This window comes from Parachlamydia sp. AcF125 (assembly GCF_018342475.1).
Taxonomy (GTDB): Bacteria; Chlamydiota; Chlamydiia; order Chlamydiales; family Parachlamydiaceae; genus Parachlamydia.
Map to the genome: position 1 here is coordinate 62,269 of NZ_JAEMUD010000002.1, position 22,287 is coordinate 84,555.

Genomic DNA, 22,287 nt, shown 5'->3' on the forward strand with positions numbered 1-22,287 from the left:
TTTCCTGCAAATATAATATTTTTTCTAATAACTAGATAAGATAACTACAATGCGCATAAATGCTAGCTTTTTAGTAAAAGCAGACCAAGTATCTGACTATATCCCTGGGTTGAGTACCATCGCTAACTTGATCGATTTATTCCACAAATGCGCGGTGCTTCCGGCAAAGCAAAAAGCAAACATTTCAAATAGCCATTATTACACCTATTTACAGCAAAAGGGCTTTTCTCGCTGTGTTGTGCTGCTCATACCCGTAATAGGAAATGTTAGTGTAGCCATCTATGATTTTGCTAAAAGTAAATATAAACATAAAAACGCTGCGCTTGCGACTGCGCGGCCAGTTCCTCCTTCTGCTTCCCAAGCTTCTCCAAATTGCACTCCCCCTGAATCTATTAAAGGGCTTGTTGTGGATACTGGTCGCCAGCTCGGCAAGCATGCAAAAAGCTTAGTGATGAGCAAAAGAGAAGTTAGGGTGAGCAATGCAGTTCAGCAAGACTATTCTCAAGCCACCCTTATGGCAGGTTGTAATGAAAAAACAGCTCAGCAATTAGCCATAGGGGTTTATGAAAAGCAATCTCAAGGAAGTAGCCCATTGGTAGAATGGTCTTCTGATAGGCCTGGCTACTGCGAACATAGCTTTAAAGAGCCTTTTATGGCTCTTTATCCCCATTTAACCCAACCTGGGCCCCTCAAGCCTCTGGCTATTGTTAAAGATAATCAGTTAGCAGGGTCAAATTCTCACATGCATATATACTCTAGCTCTGTTATTCACTATGGGATGCGGCCCTCTAGGTTATCAGAAGCAGAGCTTCACAAAAAGCTAAAGGATTTGCAGCAACTCAGATGCCCTAGCTGCATAAAAGATTTGATTGTGCAGGGGCATAAATTTTTAAAAGAAATAGAAGAGGAAGCTGCTCTGCATGGCGTCTTTTACCTAGCCACCGCTTATGAACTACATCTCTCCCTTAACATACAAGAATATAGTTTTGAGCGGCAAGCACTTAATCAATATCTAGGCAAGCTGGAGAACAGCTTAAAAGAAGGAGAAAGTTTACTGCATTATTTTGCGACTCATGAAAATAGAAGCATTTTTATCTATCTTTTTGCTGAAAGGCCAAATATAAAATCTCACATGGACACCCTAGCCGGGAACCTAGCCAAAGAAACGCCTTTACATATAGCTATTAAGAGCGGATCTATACCAATTGTGCAGTTTCTACTTGAGCAGGGAGCTGATGTAAAAAAACTAGACAGCTTACAGAATAATGCTCTGCATCACGCTTGTCAGTCAAAGAAAGATTGCGAGGATCTCGTCCGCATTTTGCTGCAATACGAGCCTGCCCTTATGGAAGCTAAAAATGGGGATGGCCAGACCCCTTTACGCTTAGCCGCATTGACAGGCAATGAGAAAAGTGTGGAATACTTGCTAGGCCAATTTGCAGTAGGGGCTAAGCTGGATCATCAAGACAAAGATGGAAATACCCCCTTGCATTTGGCGATTATTGGAAAAGGAAGCTCTTCTAAACAGGTAGCGGGGAATTATGCCAAAATTATTGTAGCTTTAGTAAAAAAAGGAGCTAACCTCCATACCTTAAATCATAAAAAACAAACGGTCTTAGCTCTTATCCTTGAAAATAAAATTATCACAAAGGCTTTAGTTCGAGCCAAACTAAGTCCACAAATCCTGGTTAGCTTTCTTCAAGATTGTTACCTTTCTCAAGAAACCCTTTCTATTTTCAGAATTAAAGCGCAGCAAAATTGGGAATTTAAAGTTCCTTTAGAAGAAATCTACGTGCGCTTAGGCATGATTGAGCACAAGGGAAGGAATACCTGCGACCAAATTCCGAATGGGCATTCCGAATATTTACAAGATGCTCGCATTCCGACTTATGAAACTATTCTCGAGCCCAAAGAAAAGGTTGAAATCGAACAGCTTTTTGGATACGCGCCCCCTATTAAACAAGAAGCCCGAAAAATTTACGTTCAAGGGACTGCTGGTATTGGTAAGAGTACCTTATGCCACTACATCGCTTATCGCTGGGCAAAAGGGCAACTCTGGCAAGCCTCCTTTACTTACCTTTTTTGGATTCCCCTAAGGAATTTAACTTTGAGGAAATATCCTGATCATAAAAAGTATACCGCGGTTGACCTGATAGCAAAAGAGTATGAAGGAAAAATCCCTCGTAGTGTACTTGAAGCTTGCCTAAATGATGTAAATGATGAAAGTGATAATAGCTTTAGAAAAAAATCTCTTCTTATTCTAGATGGTTATGATGAGCTTTCTGCAGATGCCCAGGCAAACACAAGCTTAGCAGCAGCTTTCAAGCAGCTAAAAGAGTTATTTCCCAATATTTTGATCACCTCAAGGCCTGGCAGCTGTTATTTTGAGCGCTCTTGTGAGCTAGAGCTTTTAGGCTTTGATAAAGAAGGCGTTAATCGTTATATAGACAGATTTTTTAAACACGTTCAAGCCGAAGAGAAAAAAGAAAAACTCTACCATCTATTAAACGCCTCTCCCCAGGTATTAAGTCTGGCACAAATTCCTATTAACTTAACTCTTCTGTGTTGTCTCTTTAATGAAGATCCACAGATCTTTGATAATGAACAAACTGTTACGATGAGCACTATTTACGCGCGGGTAGTTAACTGGATGTATCAATGGTTTCTTTTAAGAAGAATTGACCAACGACAATCCAGACAAACTAAAGAGCAAATTTTGGCAGAGAAAAATCTGCGCCAAAATCCAGAAGTAGCCTATATTGCGGCCGCTTTTGAAGAGATGGCCGATTTTGCGATGAAAAATAATACCCTTTATCTAAGTAAGCAAGAAATCGAAGATTTTAGAGGTAACAAAATCTCATCTAATGAGCTTGCAGATTGCGGGCTTATGCGCATCCCCGAAGCGGAAGAAAAAGGGTATTTTATCCATTTAACCTTCCAAGAGTTTTTAGCCGCTTCAAAAGTTGCCAATCAATATCTTACAGGAGAAAGACAGGCATGCCAAGCATTTGTACAAAATTACAAGTTTGAGCCCCGCTACGCTCTCGTTTTGCGCATGATTGCCGGCAGCCTTTCTCTGGCTACTTCAAATAATCGCCGCTATGGGGGGGCGCTTCAGTCTTTTTTTGACGATCTTTTTGCTATGCCGCACGACTTAGCTATCAATAGCGAGCTTGTCTTAATTGCAGATTGTTTTGAAGAGTGTCAAGATCCTACCGTAGTGAAGCAGTATGATGGCTTTATTGAGCTTTTGAAAGACTATATGAAGTATCTCTGTTTACAAGGCTTAGGGTTTGAACGATTTCTCAGCAATAAAAATCTCCTTAATCATCCCGAAATAGTGCGTACTATCACCGAATTGTTATTCGATCCACAGACAAATCAAAACATGCTAAAAATCTTAGTACGTACTGAGGGAGCCGGACTAAGCTTAACTTCAGAAATAATAGGAGTGATTGTTGAAGAGCTTAAGGATCCTAAAAAAGATTCCAAAGCTAAAAGGCTTGCTAGCTATATTTTAGAAGAAACAGTAAGGCAAAGAGGTGAGCTTCCGAAAGAAGCATTAGCAGCTCTCATCCAAGCCTTCCAAGAAGGCGATAGAAGGACTAAAGTTCGTATTTTTAGTGCCCTACGAACAATAATAAACCATGTTGGTGGGCTTTCCGAAGAAGCGCTAGCGGCTCTCATTCAAGCTCTTAAAGAAGGGGACAATTTGACTAAAGATTGTGTTGCCTATGCCTTAAAAGAAGTGGCAATACAAGGAGGCAAGTTTGCTAAAGAAGCACTAGCGGCTCTTATTCAAGTTCTTAAAGAAAGTGATAATTTGATTAAAAGTTGTGCTATTAAGGCCTTAGGAGCAATGGCTATACAAGGAGGAGAGCTTGCTAGAGAAGCGTTAGCGGCCCTCATCCAAGCCTTCCAAGAGGGTGATAGCGAGATTAAAGATTGTGCTGCTAGCGCTCTAGGAACAATAGCAAAGCAAGAAGGAGAGCTTGCTAGAGAAGCCTTAGCAGCTCTCATCCAAGCCCTAAAAGAAGACGATAGAGGGACTAAAGATTCTGCTGCTAGTGCTCTAGGAACAATAGTAAAACAAGGAGGTGAGCTTTCGGAAGAAGGGTTAGCGGTCCTCGTCCAGGCCCTCAAAGAAGACGATAGAAGGACTAAAGATTATGCTGTTTTTGTCCTAAGAGCAATAGCAGAACAAGGAGACGAGTTCCCGGAAGAAGGGTTAGCGGTTCTCATCCAGGCTTTTAAAGAAGGCGATGAAGAGACTAGACGTTCTGCTGCTGGCACCCTAGGAGCAATAGCAACACAAGGAGGTGAGTTCCCAGAAGAGGGGCTAGCGGCTCTCATCCAAGTTCTTAAAGAAGAAGATAGCCTGGCTAAAGGTTATGCTGATAGTGCTCTAGGAAGAATGGGACAGCAAGAAGATAAGCTTTTGAAAGAGGCGCTAGTTGCTCTCATCCGGGCTTTTAAAGAAGGCGATGAGGAGACTAAAAGTTCTGCTGCTGGCACTCTAGGAGCGATAGCAAGGCAAGGATATGAGCTTCCGGAAGAAGGGCTAGTGGCCCTCATCCGGGCCTTCAAAGAAGGAGATAGAAGGACTAAAGATTGTGCTGCTTTTGTCCTAGGAGCAATAGCAGAACAGAGAGGTGAGCTTCCGAAGGAAGGACTAGCGGCTCTCATTCAAGCCTTTAAAGAGGGCGATGGAGAGACTAAACGTTCTGCTGCTTCGGGTTTAAGAGAAATAACAAAACAAGGAATTGAGCTTCTGAAAGAAGGGCTAGCCGCTCTCATCCAAGCTCTCAAAGAAGGAGACAACTTGGCTAAAAGTGAGGCTGCTAGAGCTCTAGGAATAATAGCAATGCACGGATATGAGCTTCCGAAAGAAGGACTAGTGGCCCTCATCCAGGCTTTTAAAGAAGGAGATAGAAGGACTAAAGATTGGGCTACTTTTGCCCTAAAAGCAATAGCAGAACAGAGAGGCGAGCTTCCGGAAAAAGGGCTAGCGGCTCTCATCCAGGCTCTTAAAGAAGACGATAGTAATGCTCAACGCTGGGCTGCTAATGCCCTAGAAGCTATAGCAATACAAGGAGGCGAGCTTTCGAAAGAAGTACTAGCTGCTCTCATCGAAACTCTCAAAGAAGGAGATAATTTGGCTAAAGGTGAGGCTGCTAGTGCTCTAGAAACAATGGCAACACAAGGAAGTGAGCTTTCGAAAGAAGTACTAGCCGCTCTCATCGAAACTCTCACAGAAGGCGATAGAAAGACTAGAGCCTATGCTACCGATGCTCTACAAAAAGTGGATAAAGACACATTATTAAAAATGAGTCGTAAGGCCTTTGCTTTAATCGCTAAAGTTTGTTTCTTTACAAAGAGCAGCTTTTCAGTTAAAGGCCAGCGAGCGCAAATTTCCGACAAGAGAATAACTTATGCATGCGAAGAGAGGTTAACGCTCACCTACGAGGAAATAAGGGAACAACTACCTTTGGAGCTTGCTATATGGCGGGCGCGACTAGACAGTCTTAGCCCGACTGAGGTTTCTTAAGAGTCCATCAATCAATACTAAAAGAGGTTGCTATTGCAGCTCTTAAAACATGGCGCAAAAGGTTAAGTCTTTTAATCTGAGCTTCTCAATAAAAAAGTGCCTTAAAAGTGCCTAAGCCTGTTTAAAAAATGAAAAAGGCTTGACTCAAAGTATCCTTAAAGAATCGGCATTAAAAAATAAAGATTTTTTAAGGATATGTCAAAAGCCCATGGAAATATATTTTGTGCTACAGAGGCAATTAAATGCTAGTCTACGCAATTCTCCTCATACTAAGATGAATGAAAGCGGAAGAAATGGAAATAAAAGATATCAGCTAAATTTCCGAACAAAAAATAAAACCTAGCTCAGCTTCTAATGCCTTGTTTTGTTCGAGGAGAAGCTAGCCAAACAGCCTTGCAATGTATTTGGGGATCATCGGCAAGGCTAAGCTCAAAATACGTGGCAGCTAGCCACAGAAGCTGGCCTCCACATTTAAGGCTGTGACTATTAGCTTTAATCTTTCCTTTTAACGTTAACAGCATCAAGCGAATCCTTGTTATTCCTATCATCAGGATGTAGGAGGGTGTATGGATAGCTCCGTTATAATGTGAAGCTAATTCAAAAAATCTCCGGCTCCTCTATTATGGATGTACGTTTAAGTGCTGCGGTAGCAGCTCCTTTTTGACATCAGCTTCGATAATGGGAGTCATTGAGAACTTTCCCTAGAGCTAAGGTGATCTAGCCGTTTGCGCCATACAGCGAGCTCCTTAGGTAGCTTTTTTCTTATTTCCTCATAGCTAAGCATGTGCTTATCTTCCAAGAAATAAACTTCCCTTTTGTCAGAAATTTGAACCTTTTGCTCTTTAATTGAAAAGCTATCCTCCGTAAAGAAACAAACCCTAGTGATCAAAGGAAACGCCTCTATGGCCATTTTTAATAAAGTTTTTTTATGGATAGCCTCTAGAATAGAGATAGCCAAGCTTTTAGCATCAGAATCACCTTCCTTGAAAATTCGTATGAGAGTAGCTAGCGCTTCGTTTGGAATCTCACACTCTTGTATCGCTATTGTTCTTAGCACAAAGGCCGCATTTCCTCTGGCAACAGAATTGCCATCCTGGAGAATTTGGATAAGAGAATCTATCCCTTCCTTAGAAAACTTTTTTTCTAGTTTTATCATTGTTGCTAAAGCATTGGCAGTATGCGTTTGAGTATCAAAATCGCTTTCTTTAAAAATGCGAATAAGAGCAACTAACGATTCTATAGGAAGCTTTCCCCCGCTTTGTATCACTTCTCCTAAGGCATGTGCAGCAAGTTTTTTTGCATTAAGGTCGCCTTCCCTGAGAATTTGGCTAAAAGCATCTATTACTTCCTTAGTAAACTCACCTTTGCTTTGCACTACTGCTTTTAAAGCATTGGTGGCACATTTTTTGGTGTTAGAATCTCCTTCTTTCAAGAAGTGGATAAGAGTATCTACGGCCTCTTTAGGAAGCTTGCACCCATTTTGTGCTGCCGCTCCTAAAGCATTAATAGCAAAATTTTTGGCTGCTACTGAATGTAGGGCATCAAGCCCACCACGATTGATGTATTGGGGAAGAACTTCCATTGGTGGAAGCTTGCCTCCGCTTTCTGGCCTATTACCTAGTGCGTGAGCGGCAGGCTTTTTGGGAGTAGAGGTGGCCTTCTTAAGGAATTGGATGAGAGCATCCACTGCTTCTTTAGGAAGCTTATCTTTCTGCTCTACTATTACTCTTAGAGTGTCGGCAGCACGCTCTTGGGCAGCAGGATCGTTTTCTTGGAGAATTTGGATAAGCGCGCCTATCTCTTTCTTAGAAAGCTTGCCTCCTAGCCTTACCATTACTTTTAGACCATGAATGATATGCCTTTTGGTAACATATTCCTCCTCTTCGAGAAGTTTGGTGAGAGCATCTATTGCTTCTTTAGCAACCTCATCTCCTTGTGTCCCCACTGCACCAAGGGCATCAGCAGCATGCCTTTTGTCACCGTTCTGGCCCTTCTCAAGAATTTGGATAAGAGCATCTACGGCTTCTTTAGCAAGCTCATCTCCTTGAGCCCCCACTGCTCCAAGGGCATCAGCAGCATGCATTTTGTCACCATGCTCGCCCTTCTCAAGAATTTGGATAAGAGCATCTAAGGCTTCTTTAGGAAGCTTGTTTCCTAGCTTTGCCATTATTGATAAGCTCTCAATAGCGCAACTTTTTGTAGCAGGGTGGCCTTCTTTAAGGATGGGGATGAGAGCATCTGCGGCTTCTTTGGGAAGCTTGCCTTGATTTTCTGCTACTGTTCCTAGGAGGTCGGCAGCATAGCGTTTTGTAACAGAATCCTTTTCCTTGAGAAGCTGGATGAGAACCTCTACTAATTCCTTAGTAGGCTCGCTTTCTTTTGGTATCAGTACTCCTAGAGCATAGGCAGCAAATCCCTTGGTATAAGGATCTCCCTCCTTAAGCAGTGAGATGAAAATATTTAGCACTTCTCTAGGAAGCTTCTTCTCTTGTGGCATCACTGCTCTTAAGGCCGCCACAGCAAACTTTTTGGCCTCAAAATCGTTCTCCTTAAGAATTTGGATAAAGATGTTTACCACTTCCTTAGGAAGTTTGATTCCTTGTCCTATTATCCTTTTTAGAGTATCAACAGCAAACCTTTTGGCCTCAACATTGCCCTCCTTAAGAATTTGGTTGAAAGCATCTCCCACTTCCTTAGAAAGCTTCTCTCCTCGTTGTAACAAGGCTTCCATAGCATTCATTTTAGCTAAAGGATCGCCCTTTTTAAGAATTTGGATGAGAGCATCAAGAGCTTTTCTCGAAAGCTCTCCACCTTGTTTTGTTATGGCCTGTAGGGCATTAGCAGCATAACCTTTAGTCCCTTCATCGCCTTCTTTAAGTGCTTGTATGAGAGCGTCTAGTGCTTCCTTAGCAATCTCGCCTTCTTGTTGTACCAATGTTTTTAGGGTATGGACAGCACCCATTCTTTCAAGAGAATTGCCTCTTTGAAGAATTTGGATGAGGGCATCTAATGCTTCCTTTGCAAGTTCCCCTCTGTTTTGTGCTACAGCTCCTATGCCATTAACAATAAATACTCCTGCAGCATGATTCTTCTCTTTGAAAACTTGAAGAAGGGTATTTAACACTTCTTTAGGAAGCTTGTCTTTGCCTTGTGCCACTGCTCTTAGAGCATTGGTAGCAGAACTTTTGGCCTTAGAATCGCCTCTTTGAAGAATTTGGATAAGAATCTCTATCGCCTCATTAGAAAGCTGATTTTCTTGCTTGGCCATCTTTTCTACGGCACTAAGTGCATATTGTTGGGCAACAGAATCGCCATCCGGAGAGTGGAGAATTCTAATAATAGATTTCACTATTCCAGGAGCTAGCCGTTGCCCAGATCCTACGAGACTTATTAAGGTCCTTAGGATATTTTTCTTCGTCTTAAGACCAAGTAGTAATCCTCGGATAGTCCCTATTATTTGGGGATGATTAAGAAGGTTTTTATTCCTGAGCAAACGTTCAGAGCCTAAACCTAACCCAGAGAGGTGTGGTATATAGTCTTTTACAACTTCAATGAAGCTCTTATACTGCCTCACCAGAGCAGGATTTTGGCACTCCTCAAAGCACTCCGCAATCAAATTGAGTTCACTTCTGATAGCTAGGTCTTGAGGTTCAGCAAAAAGATCGTCAAAGAAGGATTGTAGGGGATTTGAAACTAAATAAAGTCGATTACCTGAAGTCAAAAGAGAAATATAACCGGCAATCATGCGTAAAACTAGACTATAGCGAGGATTAGGCTTATAGTCTCTCACAAAATTTTGACATGCTTGCCTATTTTCTCCCGTAAGATATTGATTGGCAACTTTTGAAGCGGTTAAAAACTCTTGGAAGGTTAAGTGAATAAAATACCCTCGTTCATCAGGAATGCGCATCAGTCCACAATCTATAAGCTCATTAGAAGTGATGGCCTTACCTCTAAAGTGATCGATTTCTTGCTTACTTAGATAAAGGGTATTATTTTTCATCGCAAAATCGGCCATCTCTTCAAAAACGGCCGCAATATTGGCCACTTCTGGGTTTTGGCGCAGGTTTTTTTCTGCCAAAATGTGTTCTTGGGTTTGATTAGATTGGCTCTGGCCAATCCTTCTTAAAAGAAACCACTTATACATCCAGTTAACCATGCGCTCATAAATGGCAGTCATCGTGATCGATTGATCGGTATCAAACACCTGAGAGTCTTCGTTAAATAGGCAACAAAGCAGGGATAAGTTAATGGGAATATGAGCCAGGCTCAAAATCTGAGGAGAAGAGTTTAATAGATGGTAGAGTTTTTCTTTTTTTTCTTCTGCTTGAGCTTGTTTGAAAAATCTATCGATATAACGGCTGATGCCTTCTTTATCAAAACCTAAAAGCTCTAACTCACAAGAGCGTTCAAAAGAGCAGCTTCCAGGCCTTGAGGTGATCAGAATATGGGGAAATAACTCTTTTAGCTCCTTAAAGGCTTTAGCAAGACTAGTGTTTCCTTGTGCCTGTGAAGAGAGTTCGTCATAGCCGTCTAAAATAAGCAGAGTTTTTTCTCGAAAGGCAGGATCGTGTATGCAAGCTTCGATGACTCGGCGATCAATTTTGCCTTTATATTCCCTAGTAATCAGATCAGCTGGAGTATACTCTTTACTATCCGGATATTTTCTTAAACTCAAGTTTCTTAGGGGAATCCAAAGGAGATGAGAAAAAGTCCCTTGCCAAAGCTCCTCTTTTGCCCAGCGATAAGCGATATAATGGCATAAGGTGCTTTTCCCAATACCAGCTGCACCTTGGATATAAATTCTTTTAGTTTCTTTTTCTGCAAGGCTTTCGTGTTCGAAGAGCTTTTCAAGTTCAATATCCTGCTTAGATTCGAAGATGGTCTCGGAAGTTAGGATGCGACCATCTTGTAGGGAATCGGAATGTGTATGTTTACCAAGTGCTTGGTCGCGTATTTTTCTTTCTGCATTCTCGATGATCCCTAAACGCACGTAAATTTCTTCTAAAGGGACTTTAAATTCCCAATCTTGCTCTGCTTTGATTCTAAAAATTGAGAGGGTTTCGTGAGAAAGGTAAAAGCTTTGAAGAGAGCTAGCTAGAAATTGTGGACTTAGGTTTGCCTGAACTAAAACGTCTATAATAGCTTCATTTCCCTTTTTATAAGCAAGCTCTAAGGCCGTTTTTTTCTCATAGTTTAAGGCATTTAGGCTGGTTCCTTTTTTCACCAAAGCTTCCACGACTTTGCCATAGTGGTCCTTGGCTTTAGTAGAAGATTCGTTCCACCCCAGGATCGCTAAATGCAGGGGAGTGTTTCCCTTTTTGTCTTGATGGTCCAGCTCAAGTTGTTCTTCAATTTGATCTAGCAAGTATTCCAAGCTCTTTGCATTTCCCGCAAATGCAGCCAAGTGTAAAGGTGTCTGGCCTGCGCTATTTTTAGCTTTCCTAAGGGTTGGATCATGTTGCAGTAGAAGCTCAACGATATTGAAACAATCTTTTTGAGACCGGCAAGCATGATGCAGAGCATTATTTTGATCACTATCAAGTTTTTTGAAATCCGCTCCTTGATCAAACAGGAATTGCACGATAGGTATAGATCCTGTCCTGATAGCCATATGTAAAGGCGTTTCTTTAGCTGTTTTTCCAGCTAACACATTCAGGCCTGATTGCGTATTTTGCCTTTCTGCAAAGAGATAGATAAAAATACTGAGATTTTCCTGGGCGGCAAAATAGTGCAGTAGGTTTTCTTCATTTACTAACCTTTCCTCCAAGCTGTCCAGGTATTCATCTAGTGCTTGCCGATCAAACTTATATTCTTGTATGTTAAGGGTGCGATATAATTCATAAGCTGTGGCTAGATAAAAGACTCCATGCAAAGAAATTTCCTCTTTTGTTTCTTTTAAAAATTTACACCCTTGCGCAATTAAATCTTTTATGCAACCAGGGCATTTCAGTTGCTGCAAATCCTTTAATCTTTTTTGAAGTTCTATCCCTGACAGCCTAGAAGTGGGCGTACCATGGTAGTGAATGACAGAGCTAGAGTGTATATGCATTTGAGAATTTGCCCCTACTAACTGATTATCTTTAACAATAGCTAGGGGCTTGGTGGGCTCAAACTTGGTTGATAAATGGGGATAAAGAACCATAAAGGACTCTGTAAGGCTATGTTCACAGCAGCTAGGCTCATCAGAAGGCCATGGTTCCAATGAGTTACTTACTTGAGGTTGTTTTTCATAGATTCCAGTTGCTAATTGCCCTGCTATTTTTTGAGTTGCTATTTCTGTCGTTTTTAACACTACTTCTCCGGGATAACCTGCCGCAACTATAGATAGAGAGCTATCTTCCTGGGTCGCTCCACTTATGTATGTTCCTCCTTTACCCATCACCACGCTTGTTGCATTCCCACTTAGCTGACGGTTTTTATCTATGGCCATTCCTTTTCTATCTAGAGGAACCTGTTCCTCGACAGATTCAGGAACCTTGGGTGCTACCTGAGACATTGGAGTTGGAGTAGAAAGAGGGATTGAAGATTCTCTCTCTTTCTTTTCTTCAAATTTATGTCGTAAAGGAATGCTTGGATTTTGTCCCCATAGATACCCTTTCTTGTCTAACCTAGAAGCGCAAACTAGGCCGATTAATTTAGCACTAAGTGATAAATAAAGTTTTTTTTCGTTTTCAAAGTAACGCTTTTTTTCCTCTTCATTTGAGAAAGGATATAATTGTTGGATGAGCTCAAGCGTTTTTTTAGGCTTTTCGGAGTCGAAAGTCTTGCTGTCTGATTTGATGCGATGGACAATTTTTGCTTGGTGGTTTAAAAGAGTCAACTCTTTCCCTTTCAAAGTGCTGTAAGCGTTTTGCCTTACCTGCTTAGATTTAAGATAAGTAAATTTCGGTAGATCCCTCCTTTTTTTGCCTTTTGCTAAAGCTTTTACAATCTCATCTGTAAATTCGGCATGATGCCCACTAAAAACTAGGTTAAAAATCCGCTGCCCATACTTGGCGGTATAGTAAGCCACCTCTTCGGAGGAATAGTTTTTAGCTAATTCTTTAGTATGTAAAAGCTTAAAGCCCACTTGCTGCAGGGCTGAGCCTAACAGTGTTTGTTGTGAAATAGGCTGGTGCTCACCGCTTTGCTCATTCACCACATGATATACAGCCGAGCGGCACACGTAAGCTTGGTTGGCAAACGTATTGGCTAAGATTTGTTGAAGATGGTAGTCTGTTTGCCAACGCGCTATATCTTGAATGTTTTCACGCAGGGAATTTTGCAAATCCTTGTATTTTTTTTCTAATAAAGCGCATTTCTTTTTCTTTTTGTCGATGAGTTCTTGAGTATCTTCATCGTCAATATTATGATCATATTTATTCAAGACAGCTAATTCTTTATCTAATGCTTGCTTTACTGCCTTTAATTCCTTTACTAAAGGTTCTCCCTTACTTTTTAAAGCTAGGATCTGGTTGCGGCAGGTCGTAGATTTTTCTAGATGCTCTACATAAAGTCTATTGAAAGCCGCACCTGGAATATCTTGTTCGCCTACCGGTAAGGGGTCTAATTGCTCTAACTCTTGAATTTTAGCATTTAGCTTTGCTAAATGGTGGTGATATAAGTTTTCCACTCCTTGAAAAATGGTGTCATAGTCCTTCTGGCAAAGTGAAATGTGGTTTTCTAAACCATCTTTAGACAATTCGGATGTAAGCATTTTGCTTAGTTTTTTCTGAGCTTGCTCTTTAAATTCCTGCCACTCTTTTTCTTCCAAGCTATAGCGCAGAGAAAATAAGCTGGCAGCCATTTCTTGCACATGTTTTGTATATTTACACTCTTTAAATATTTTGGTAAATTCTTCCTCAGAAAAAAGCCTCTCTCCTTGAATGGAAGGGTTGTTTTCTTCGTCGTGCAAGAATTTCGGGTAGGCTTCTTGATCGTTTGCTAACGTATCGGTATAGGCATTCGAGCCTCGCTGGGAAGAAGAGGTCCTTTTAAATAGTTCTTCCGTAATTTCATAAAAGCCCTCAATCACAGCGTTGCTAATCCGCCCCTCAAAATCGGGTCCTCCATTTTTAACTCTCGCAGCTGCATGCTCAAAAAAAGAATCTTCCCCTTTAAACTCACTGTAAATAGACGTATCGATATCGGAAGTTAATTTGCGGCTTCCCGGAGCTTTAATCGCAATGATACACTTTTCGGACTTTGGTATCCCAGTAGGTAACTGAATTGTTTTCTGTGTGACTATAAAATGATACCAGGTCGCCGTAAAGGTATACCCGCCCTGCGGAGTTTTTGCTAGAACGCCAGTAGGCTCGGCGTTTAAGTTAAAATAAGTGGCAGGAAATATTCTTAAAATCGCTTCTCGGTAGCTAGCATAGTCTACTATATCGCTATCCTCGATATATTTTTGCATCTGCTGGGCAGCCTCTAGCTTGCACTCTCCCTCTAAACGTATAGTCATGGTGTATGCACTTTTAAGGGTTTCCCAATCGGTATCACCTAACCTTTCAAACCGTTGGATTGCTGGAAAATCGTGTGGAATAGACATAATCAACTCTTTGGCTAAATAGGATGTTTAATGAAAAATACGCTTTAAAATCTGAAAGGGGCCTTCATTCATTCCCGCTCTCTTGTTTATCAAAGGCGAAAAGCTAATTAAAATTTTAGTTTCATGCAAGTTTTTTTAGCTAAAGTCTGAATTTTTGATAAAGTATCTTTAACAAATCCTACTTAAAAGGATTGTAGCAATACCTGCACCTCATTCCTTCGATAAGAAAAAAAATGGAATATTCGCAGGGCTATCTGTAGAAGCTAGAAGACTTTCAACAAGATATTTAAAAAAAATGGATATATGGCTGGAAACTCAGGCAACCAATTTAAATTATCTTTTTCTTTCACCAAGCAAATGATAAGGGAACAAAAAAGGCTTTCATAAGTTTTGCTAAAGGCACTTTCTTAAGATTTTAGTTTTTCAGCTAAAAAAACTTGCATGAAACTAAAATTTTAATTAATTTTTCGCTTGTAATGAGTAAGAGAGTGGGAATAAATGAAGGCCCCTTTCAGATTTTAAAGCGTATTTTCATTAACCATAGTATTTAGCCAAAGAGTTGATTATGTCTATTCCACACGATTTTCCAGCAATCCAACGGTTTGAAAGGTTAGGTGATACCGATTGGGAAACCCTTAAAAGAGCATACGTCACGAATATAAACCTGAAGGGAGGGGCCCAGTTAGAGGCTGCCCAGCAGATGCAAGAGCATATCGAGGATCGCGATATAGTAGATTATGCTAGCTACCGAGAAGCAATTTTAAGAATTTTTCCTGCCACTTATTTTAACTTAACTGCCGAGCCTACTGGTGTTCTAGCAAAAACTCCGCAGGGCGGGTATACCTTTACAGCGACCTGGTACCAATTTATTGTCACGCCGAAAACGATTCAATTGCCTAGAGGTTTGGAAAGGGCACAAGAGTGCAAAATTGCGATTAAAGCTCCGGGAAGTCGCAAATTAACTTCCGATATCGACACCTCTATTCTCAGCGAATTTAAAGGGGAAAACTCTTTTTTCGAGCATGCAGCCGCAAGAGTTAAAAATGGAGGACCCGATTTTGAAGGGCGTATCACCAACGCTGTGATTGAGGGCTTTTATGAAATTACGGAAGAACTATTTAAAAGGACCTCTTCTTCCCAACGAGATTCGAATGCCTATACTGATACTTTAGCAAACGATCAAGAAGCCTACCCGAAATTCTTGCACGACGAAGAAAACAACCCTTCCATTCAAGGAGAGAGGCTTTTTTCTGAGGAAGAATTTACCAAAATTTTTAAAGAGTATAAACAACGGAAGCACTGGCAAGAAATGGCTGCCAGCTTATTTTCCCTGCGCTATAGCTTGGAAGAAAAAGAGTGGCAGGAATTTAAAGAGCAAGCTCAGAAAAAACTAGGCAAAATACTTACATCCGAATTATCTGAAGACGACTTAGGAAGCCACATTTCACTTTGCCAAAAGGACTATGATACCATTTTTCAAGGGGTAGAGAACTTTTACCACCAACATTTAACAAAACTAAATGCTAAAATTCAAGAGTTAGAGCAATTAGACCCCTTACCGGTACGTGAGCAAGATATCACAGTCGCGGCTCTTAACAGGCTATATGGGGAGCATTTAGAAAAATCTACGACCTGCCGTGGAAATATCCTAGCTTTAAAGAAAGATAAAGAACCTCTACTAAAAGATTTAAGGGCAACAAAGCAAGCATTAAATAAGGAATTAGCTGTCTTGAATAAATACGATCATAGTATCGATGATGAAGACACTCAAGAACTGATCGAAAGAAAGAAAAAGAAATGCGCTTTATTAGAAAAAAAATGCAAGGATTTGCAAGGTTCTCTGCGTGAAAATATTAAAAAGATCGCTCAATTGCAAACTGACTATCACCTTCATCAAATCTTAGCCAGCACATTTGCCAACGAAGCCTATGTGTGTCGCTCAGCGGTTTACCATGTGGTAAATGGGCAAAGTGGTGTTAAAGACCTTGCCATCTCCCAACAAACCTTGTTGGGCTCAGCCTTGCAGCAAGTAGGCTTTAAGCTTTTGCATACTAAAGAACTAACTCATAAAAATTATTCTCCTGAAGACGTGGCTTACTCTACCGCCAAGTATGGGCAGAGGATTTTTAACCTAGTCTTTAGTGGACATCAAGCTGAATTCCCTCAAGAGATCATAAAAGCATTAGCGAAAGGGAAAAAAAGAAAGAATCTCCCAAAATTTAGCTATCTTAAATCTAAGCAGGTAAGGCAAAACGCTTATTCCATTTTAAAAAGGGAAGAGTTAGCCCTTTTAAATAACCAAGCAGAAATTGTCCATCGCATCAAATCAGACAACAAAATTTCAGATAATGAAAAGCCTCAAAAAACGCTTGAGTTAATCCAACAATTATATCCTTTCTCAAATGAAGAGGAAAAAAAGCGTTACTTTGAAGAAGAAAAAAAGCTTTATTTATCGCTTAGTGCTAAATTAATCGGCCTAGTTTGTGCTTCTAGATTAGACAAGAAAGGGTATCTATGGGGGCAAAATCCAAGGATTCCTTTGTTAAATAAAGAAAAAGAAAAAAAAGAAGCGGAATCTTCAGCTCCTCCTTCTAGTCCTATTTCAGCGTCTCGGGTAGCCCCCAAGGTTCCAGAATCTGACGAGAAACAAGTCCCTATAGGCAGAAAAGGAATGGCTACAGATAAAAACCGTCAGCTAGGTGGAAATGCGAAAAACGTGTTGATGAGTGAGGAAGGAACCTACACAAGCGGGATAGTTCAGCAAGATGACTCCGTATCTATTGTTGGAGGAGGTTATTCCGGCGAAGTATTTTTGGAAGCCATAAAAATGGCGTATGAAAAAAAAACAGGGAAATAAGCCACCTATTAGGCCCGCGCTCTCTGAAGAGCGCTGGCTGCTGCAAGCACAGTCTTAGAGAGCCTTTTATGGCACTTTATCCCGATTTGCCAGCTAGGCCTGAGGCTGCCAATCCTCAGGCTATTGTTGTAAATCCCCAGTTAAAGCAAAATGCTCAGATGACTGTGCAATCTTTTGCTATGGTTCACCCTCAGGGGATGTCCACTTCTAGGTTGTCAAGGTCAGATCTTCATAAAAGGTTAGGGAATTTGCTGCAACTAAAATGTCCTTGCTGCATAAAAGATTTAATTGCACAAGGGCACAAGTTTTTAAAAGAAGGAGAAGAGGAAGTTGCCCTGCATGGTATATTTTATCTAGCCACAGCTTATGAATTATATCGCACCCTTAACGTACAAGAATATAAGCTTGATCGGCAAGCACTAGACGAATATCTGGACAGCCTGGAGAAAAGGTTAGAAAATGAAGAAGCCTTACTGCATTATTTTGCTGCCTATGAAAACAGAAGCATTTTTATCTATCTCTTTGCCGAAAGGCAAAATATAAAAGGTCACCTCGATGTCTTAGCCGGAACATCAGTCAAAGAAACACCCTTACATGTGGCTATTAGGGTAGGGGCAATATCTATCGCACGCTTTTTGCTTGAACAGGGAGCAGATTTTAAAAAGCTTGATAGCTGCCAAAATAACACTCTGCACCATGCTTGCCAGTCTCAACAAGATTGCGTCGATATCGTCCGCATTCTGCTGCGATGCGATTCTACACTTATGGAAGCTAAAAATAGCGCGGGCCAAACACCCTTACACTTAGCCGCATTGGCAGGAAATGCAAAGAGCCTGGAATATTTGCTAGATCAAATTGCAGACACGGCTGAATTGGGCCTACAAGATAAAGAGGGAAACACCCCCTTACACTTAGCGATTATGGGGTGGAGTGAAACCTCTATTAAAGGCAAAGATCACTACTGCAAAATCGTGGGGGCCTTGATAAAAAAAGGATCTAACCTAACTCTCCTAAATAAGGAGAAAAAAACGGCTTTAGCGCTTGCTTGCGGAAATAAAGCTATTATACAGGTTTTGGTTCAGGCAAAACTAAGCCCACAAATTCTGGCTGGCGCTCTTCAAAGCTTTTACCTTTCTCAAGAAATCCTCTCAATTTTTAGAATCAAAGCAGAGCAAGAATGGGAATTTAAAGTTCCTTTAGAGGAAATCTATGTGCGTTTAGGGATTATTGAAAGTAAAGAAAGAAAAGCACGCGACCAAGCCCTAAATAAGCATTCCGGCTACCTTCAACATGAGCGTATTCCGACTTACGAATCTATTTTTGAGCCTAAAAAAAATATTGAAATCGAAAAGCTTTTCGAGCACGAAAGCCTCAAAGGAAAAGATCGTAAGAGAATTTACCTTCAAGGAGCAGCGGGAAGTGGCAAAAGTACGCTTTGCCATTATATCGCTTATCGGTGGGCAAAAAAGGATCTCTGGCAGGGCCTCTTTGCTTACCTTTTTTGGATCCCCTTAAGAAATCTTACCCTAAGAAAGTATCCTGCTGATAAAGAATACACCCCAGCTGATCTGATTGCGAAAGAGTATGCTGGCAAAGTCGATCCCAGAGTGATTAAGGCTTGTATAAGCGATCCAGCTTTCCGAAAAGAAACTTTGCTTATTTTAGACGGTTATGATGAATTATCCTCTGATGTCCAAGCAAAAACAAGCCTAGCCACAGCTTTTAAGGAGCTAAAAGAGTTATTTCCCCATATTCTGATCACCTCAAGGCCTGGAAGCTGCTCTTTTAACCGCTCTTGTGAGCTAGAGCTCTTAGGCTTTGATAAAGAAGGGATCGGCCGTTATATTGATAGATTTTTCGAACAAGTCCAAACAAAAGAAAAAAAAGTAACCCTTCATCGCTTACTAAAGATTTCTCCCGATATTGCAAGCCTTGCTCGCATTCCCATTCACTTAACTTTGCTGTGTTGCCTCTTTAACGAAGACTCAGAATTTTTTAATTCTAAACAGCCCATTACCTTGGTAGCTATTTATGAACGGATGGTTAACTGGATGTATAAATGGTTTATGTGGAGAAGGATCGACCAAGGCCTGTCCAGCCAAACCAAGGAGAAAATTCTAGAAGAGAAAAATCTTCGTCATAATCGAGAAGTCGCCAAAATTGCCAATATCTTTGAAGGCATGGCTTTTACCGCTATGGAAAGAGATACTCTTTATTTGGAGAAAGGAGAAGTTGATCGCTTGAGAGGTATCGAAATCACATCCAATGAGCTCATAGATTGTGGGCTTATGCGTATCCCTGACGAAGAAAGAGGGTATTTCATCCACTTAACCTTCCAAGAATTTTTAACCGCTTCAAAAGTTGCCAATCAATACCTTAATAGAGAAAGTCAAGCATGCCAAGAATTTGTGCGAAATTACAAGGTTGAGCCCCGCTACGCTCTCGTCTTACGCATGATTGCTGGCTATCTTTCCTTCATTGCCTCAAGTAATCGATGCTATTTGAATTCGAATGCTCTTCAGTCTTTTTTTGACGATCTTTTTGCTGCACCACAAGACTTAGCTATCAGTAGCGAGCTTACTTTGATTGCAGAGTGCTTTGAAGAATGCCAAGATCCTAGTTTAGTGAAGCAGTACAATGGCTTTATTGAGCTTGTAAAAGACTATATTAAGCATATCTGTTTATTAGGGTTAGGCTTTGAACGATTGCTCAGGAATAAAAATCTCTTTACCCATCCTGAAATAGTGAGTACCATCAGAGAATTGTTATCCGATTCTAAGACAACTGTAAATATGCTAAATCCCTTAATAAGCGTTGTGAGATCAGGAATAAGCTTATCTTCAGAAATAGTAGGATTGATCGTTAAGAAACTTAAGGATCCTAAAAAAGATTCTGATGCTAAAAAGTATGCTACCGTTGTTCTATTAGAAGTAGCACGGCAAGGAGGTGAGCTCCCGAAAGAAGTGCTAACCGTTCTTATCCAAACGTTCAAAGAAGGCGATGCTTTGCTTAAAAAGCATGCCGTGAAGGCCCTAAAAGCAATAGCAAAACAAAGAAGTGAGCTTTCGAAAGAAGTACCAATTGCTCTTATTCAAACTTTTAAAGAAAGGGATAGCATAACTAAAGTTTGTGCTGCTAGTGTCCTAAAAGCAATGGCAAAACAAGGGGATGAGCTTCCGAAAGAGGTGCTGGCCGTTCTTATCCAAACGTTCAAAGAATGCGATGTTTTGCTTAAAGAGTATGCCGTGAAGGCCCTAAAAGCAATGATTAAACAAGGAAGTGAGCTTTCGGAAGAAGCTCTAATCGCTCTCATTCAAGCGCTCAAAGAAAGCGATAGCACAGTTAAAGTTTATGCTGCTAGTGCTCTAAAAGGAAGAGCAAAACAAGGAGATGAGCTATCGAAAGAAATGTTAGCCGCTCTTATTCAAGCTCTCAAAGAAGGTGATAGCACAGCTAAAGTTAGGGCCTTAAGAACAGTGGCAAAACAAGGAGATGAGCTATCGAAAGAACTGTTAGCTGCTCTTATCCAAACGCTCAAAAAGGGCGATGCTTTGCTTAAAGAGCATGCTGCTATTGCTCTAGAAGCAATAGTAAAGCAAGGAAATGAGCTATCGAAAGAACTACTAGCCGCTCTCATCCAAGCTCTCCGAGAAGGTGATAGAACGACTAAACGCTATGCTGCTCGTGTCCTAAAAGCAATGACTAAACAAGGAAATGAGCTATCGAAAGAAGTACTAGCCGCTCTCATTCAAGCTCTCCAAGAAGGTGACAGTAAGATTAAAGGCCATGCTGCTCGTGTCTTAAAAGCAATGACAAAGCAAGGAAGTGAGCTTTCTAAAGAAGTGTTAGTCGCTCTCATCCAAGCTTTCAATGAAGATTATAGCGAGGCTAAAAGCTATGTTGCTCGTGCCCTAAAAGAAATAGTAAAACAAGAAGGCGATCTTTCAAAAGAAGCTCTAACCGTTCTCATCCAGGCGCTCGAAAAGGGCGATAGTAAGACTAAAAGTTATGCTGCTGAGGCCCTAAAAGAAATAATAAAACAAGAAGGCGATCTTTCAAAAGAAGCTCTAACCGCTCTCATCCAGGCGCTCGAAAAGGGCGATAGTAAGACTAAAAGTTATGCTGCTGAGGCCCTAGGAAAAATAGTGGAGCAAGGAGGTGAGCTTCCAAAAGAAGCATTAGTAGCTCTCATCCAAGTTTTCAACGAAAGTGACAGTATAGCTAAAGTTTGTGTTGTTAGAGCCTTAGAAGCAATAGCAATACAAAAAAGGGATCTTCCAAAAGAATCGTTAGCAACTCTCGCCCAAGCTCTTAAAGAAAGCGGCAGTATGATTAAAAGTTGTGCTGCCGGTGCCCTAGGAACATTAGCAAAGCAAGGAGGTGAGCTTTCGAAAGAAGCGCTAACTGTCCTTATCCAAGCCCTCAAAGAAGGCGATAGCGCAGCTAAAACTCGTGCTGCTTATTTTTTAGGAGAAATGGCAGAGCAAGAGGGCGAGCTTTCGGAAGAAGCGCTAGCAGCTCTCATCCAAGCTCTCAAAGAGGGCGATGATTGGACTAAACTTTGCGCTATTCGTGCCCTAAAAATAGTAAAACAAGAAAGTGTGCTTCTGAAAGAAATCTCAGCAGCTTTCATCCGAGCTTTCAAAGATAGTAAGCTCAAAACTTATGCTGCTAATACGCTAAAAGCAATAGCAATACGAGGCGGTGAGATTCCGGAAGAAGTACTAGCTACCCTCATCCAAACACTCAAAGAAGATAATAATCTGATTAAACATCCTGCTGCTATTATTACCTTAGAAGCAATAGCGGAACAAAAAGGTGAACTTCCGAAAGAAGCATTAGTCGCTCTCGTCCAAACACTCAAACAAGGTAATGATCTGACTAAACGTTCTGCTGCTGAAGCACTAGAAGCAATAGCAAAACAAGGAGGTGAGCATTGTAAAGAAGCGCTAGCTGCTCTTATCCAAGGGCTCAAAAAAGGAGACAGCAGAACTAAAGATTATGCTGCTAGAGCTCTAAAGAAAGTTGATAAAGTTATTTTATTAAAAATGGGCAGCGAGGCATTTGCTTTAATCGCTAAAGTTTGTTTCTTGACTGAGAACTGTTTTTCAATTAAAGGCCTGCAACTGCAAATTTCCGATAAAAGAGTAACTTATTTAGGCAAAGATAGATTAACGTTTACCTACGAGGAAATAAGAGAAAAGCTACCTGAAAAGCTTGCTGTATGGCGGGAAAGCTTAGATAATCTTAGCACAATGGGAAGCTTTTAACGAACCGCAACTCGAACCTGATGCCAAATGGGCTGTTGTTAAAACATTGTCTTAAAAGACAAAGGCTTTTCGCCGATCA

The 22,287-nt window shown here is 40.9% G+C and carries 4 protein-coding genes; 3 read left to right on the top strand and 1 reads right to left on the bottom strand.

All coding sequences use genetic code 11. The features are described 5' to 3' along the window. Positions 1 to 49: 49 nt before the first annotated feature. Positions 50 to 5,548: a HEAT repeat domain-containing protein gene (locus tag PARA125_RS04615; protein WP_213157568.1), complete on the top strand. Its 5,499-nt coding sequence runs from the start codon at positions 50 to 52 to the stop codon at positions 5,546 to 5,548. 685 nt (positions 5,549 to 6,233) lie between these two features. Here PARA125_RS04615 and PARA125_RS04620 read toward each other — a convergent pair. Further along, entirely contained in the window at positions 6,234 to 14,081 is a 7,848-nt protein-coding gene (locus PARA125_RS04620; RefSeq protein WP_213157569.1) for a HEAT repeat domain-containing protein, read from the bottom strand. Between the two features lie 565 nt (positions 14,082 to 14,646). Between PARA125_RS04620 and PARA125_RS04625 the strand changes: the two genes are divergently transcribed. Both PARA125_RS04625 and PARA125_RS04630 read left to right on the top strand, forming a co-directional pair. Further along, a complete protein-coding gene (locus PARA125_RS04625; RefSeq protein ID WP_213157570.1) occupies positions 14,647 to 16,938 on the top strand; it encodes a hypothetical protein in 2,292 nt (763 codons plus the stop codon). Between the two features lie 68 nt (positions 16,939 to 17,006). Further along, positions 17,007 to 22,208 carry a HEAT repeat domain-containing protein gene (locus PARA125_RS04630; protein ID WP_213157571.1) on the top strand — a complete coding sequence of 1,734 codons (5,202 nt, stop codon included), beginning with the start codon at positions 17,007 to 17,009 and terminating at the stop codon, positions 22,206 to 22,208. The last annotated feature ends 79 nt before the right edge of the window (positions 22,209 to 22,287 follow it).

Bases quoted from the DNA above. Each gene is read 5' to 3' on its own strand.
- PARA125_RS04620 (WP_213157569.1), bottom strand. From the start codon at position 14,081: ATGTCTATTCCACACGATTTTCCAGCAATCCAACGGTTTGAAAGGTTA.
- PARA125_RS04615 (WP_213157568.1), top strand. From the start codon at position 50: ATGCGCATAAATGCTAGCTTTTTAGTAAAAGCAGACCAAGTATCTGAC.
- PARA125_RS04630 (WP_213157571.1), top strand. From the start codon at position 17,007: ATGGCACTTTATCCCGATTTGCCAGCTAGGCCTGAGGCTGCCAATCCT.
- PARA125_RS04625 (WP_213157570.1), top strand. From the start codon at position 14,647: ATGTCTATTCCACACGATTTTCCAGCAATCCAACGGTTTGAAAGGTTA.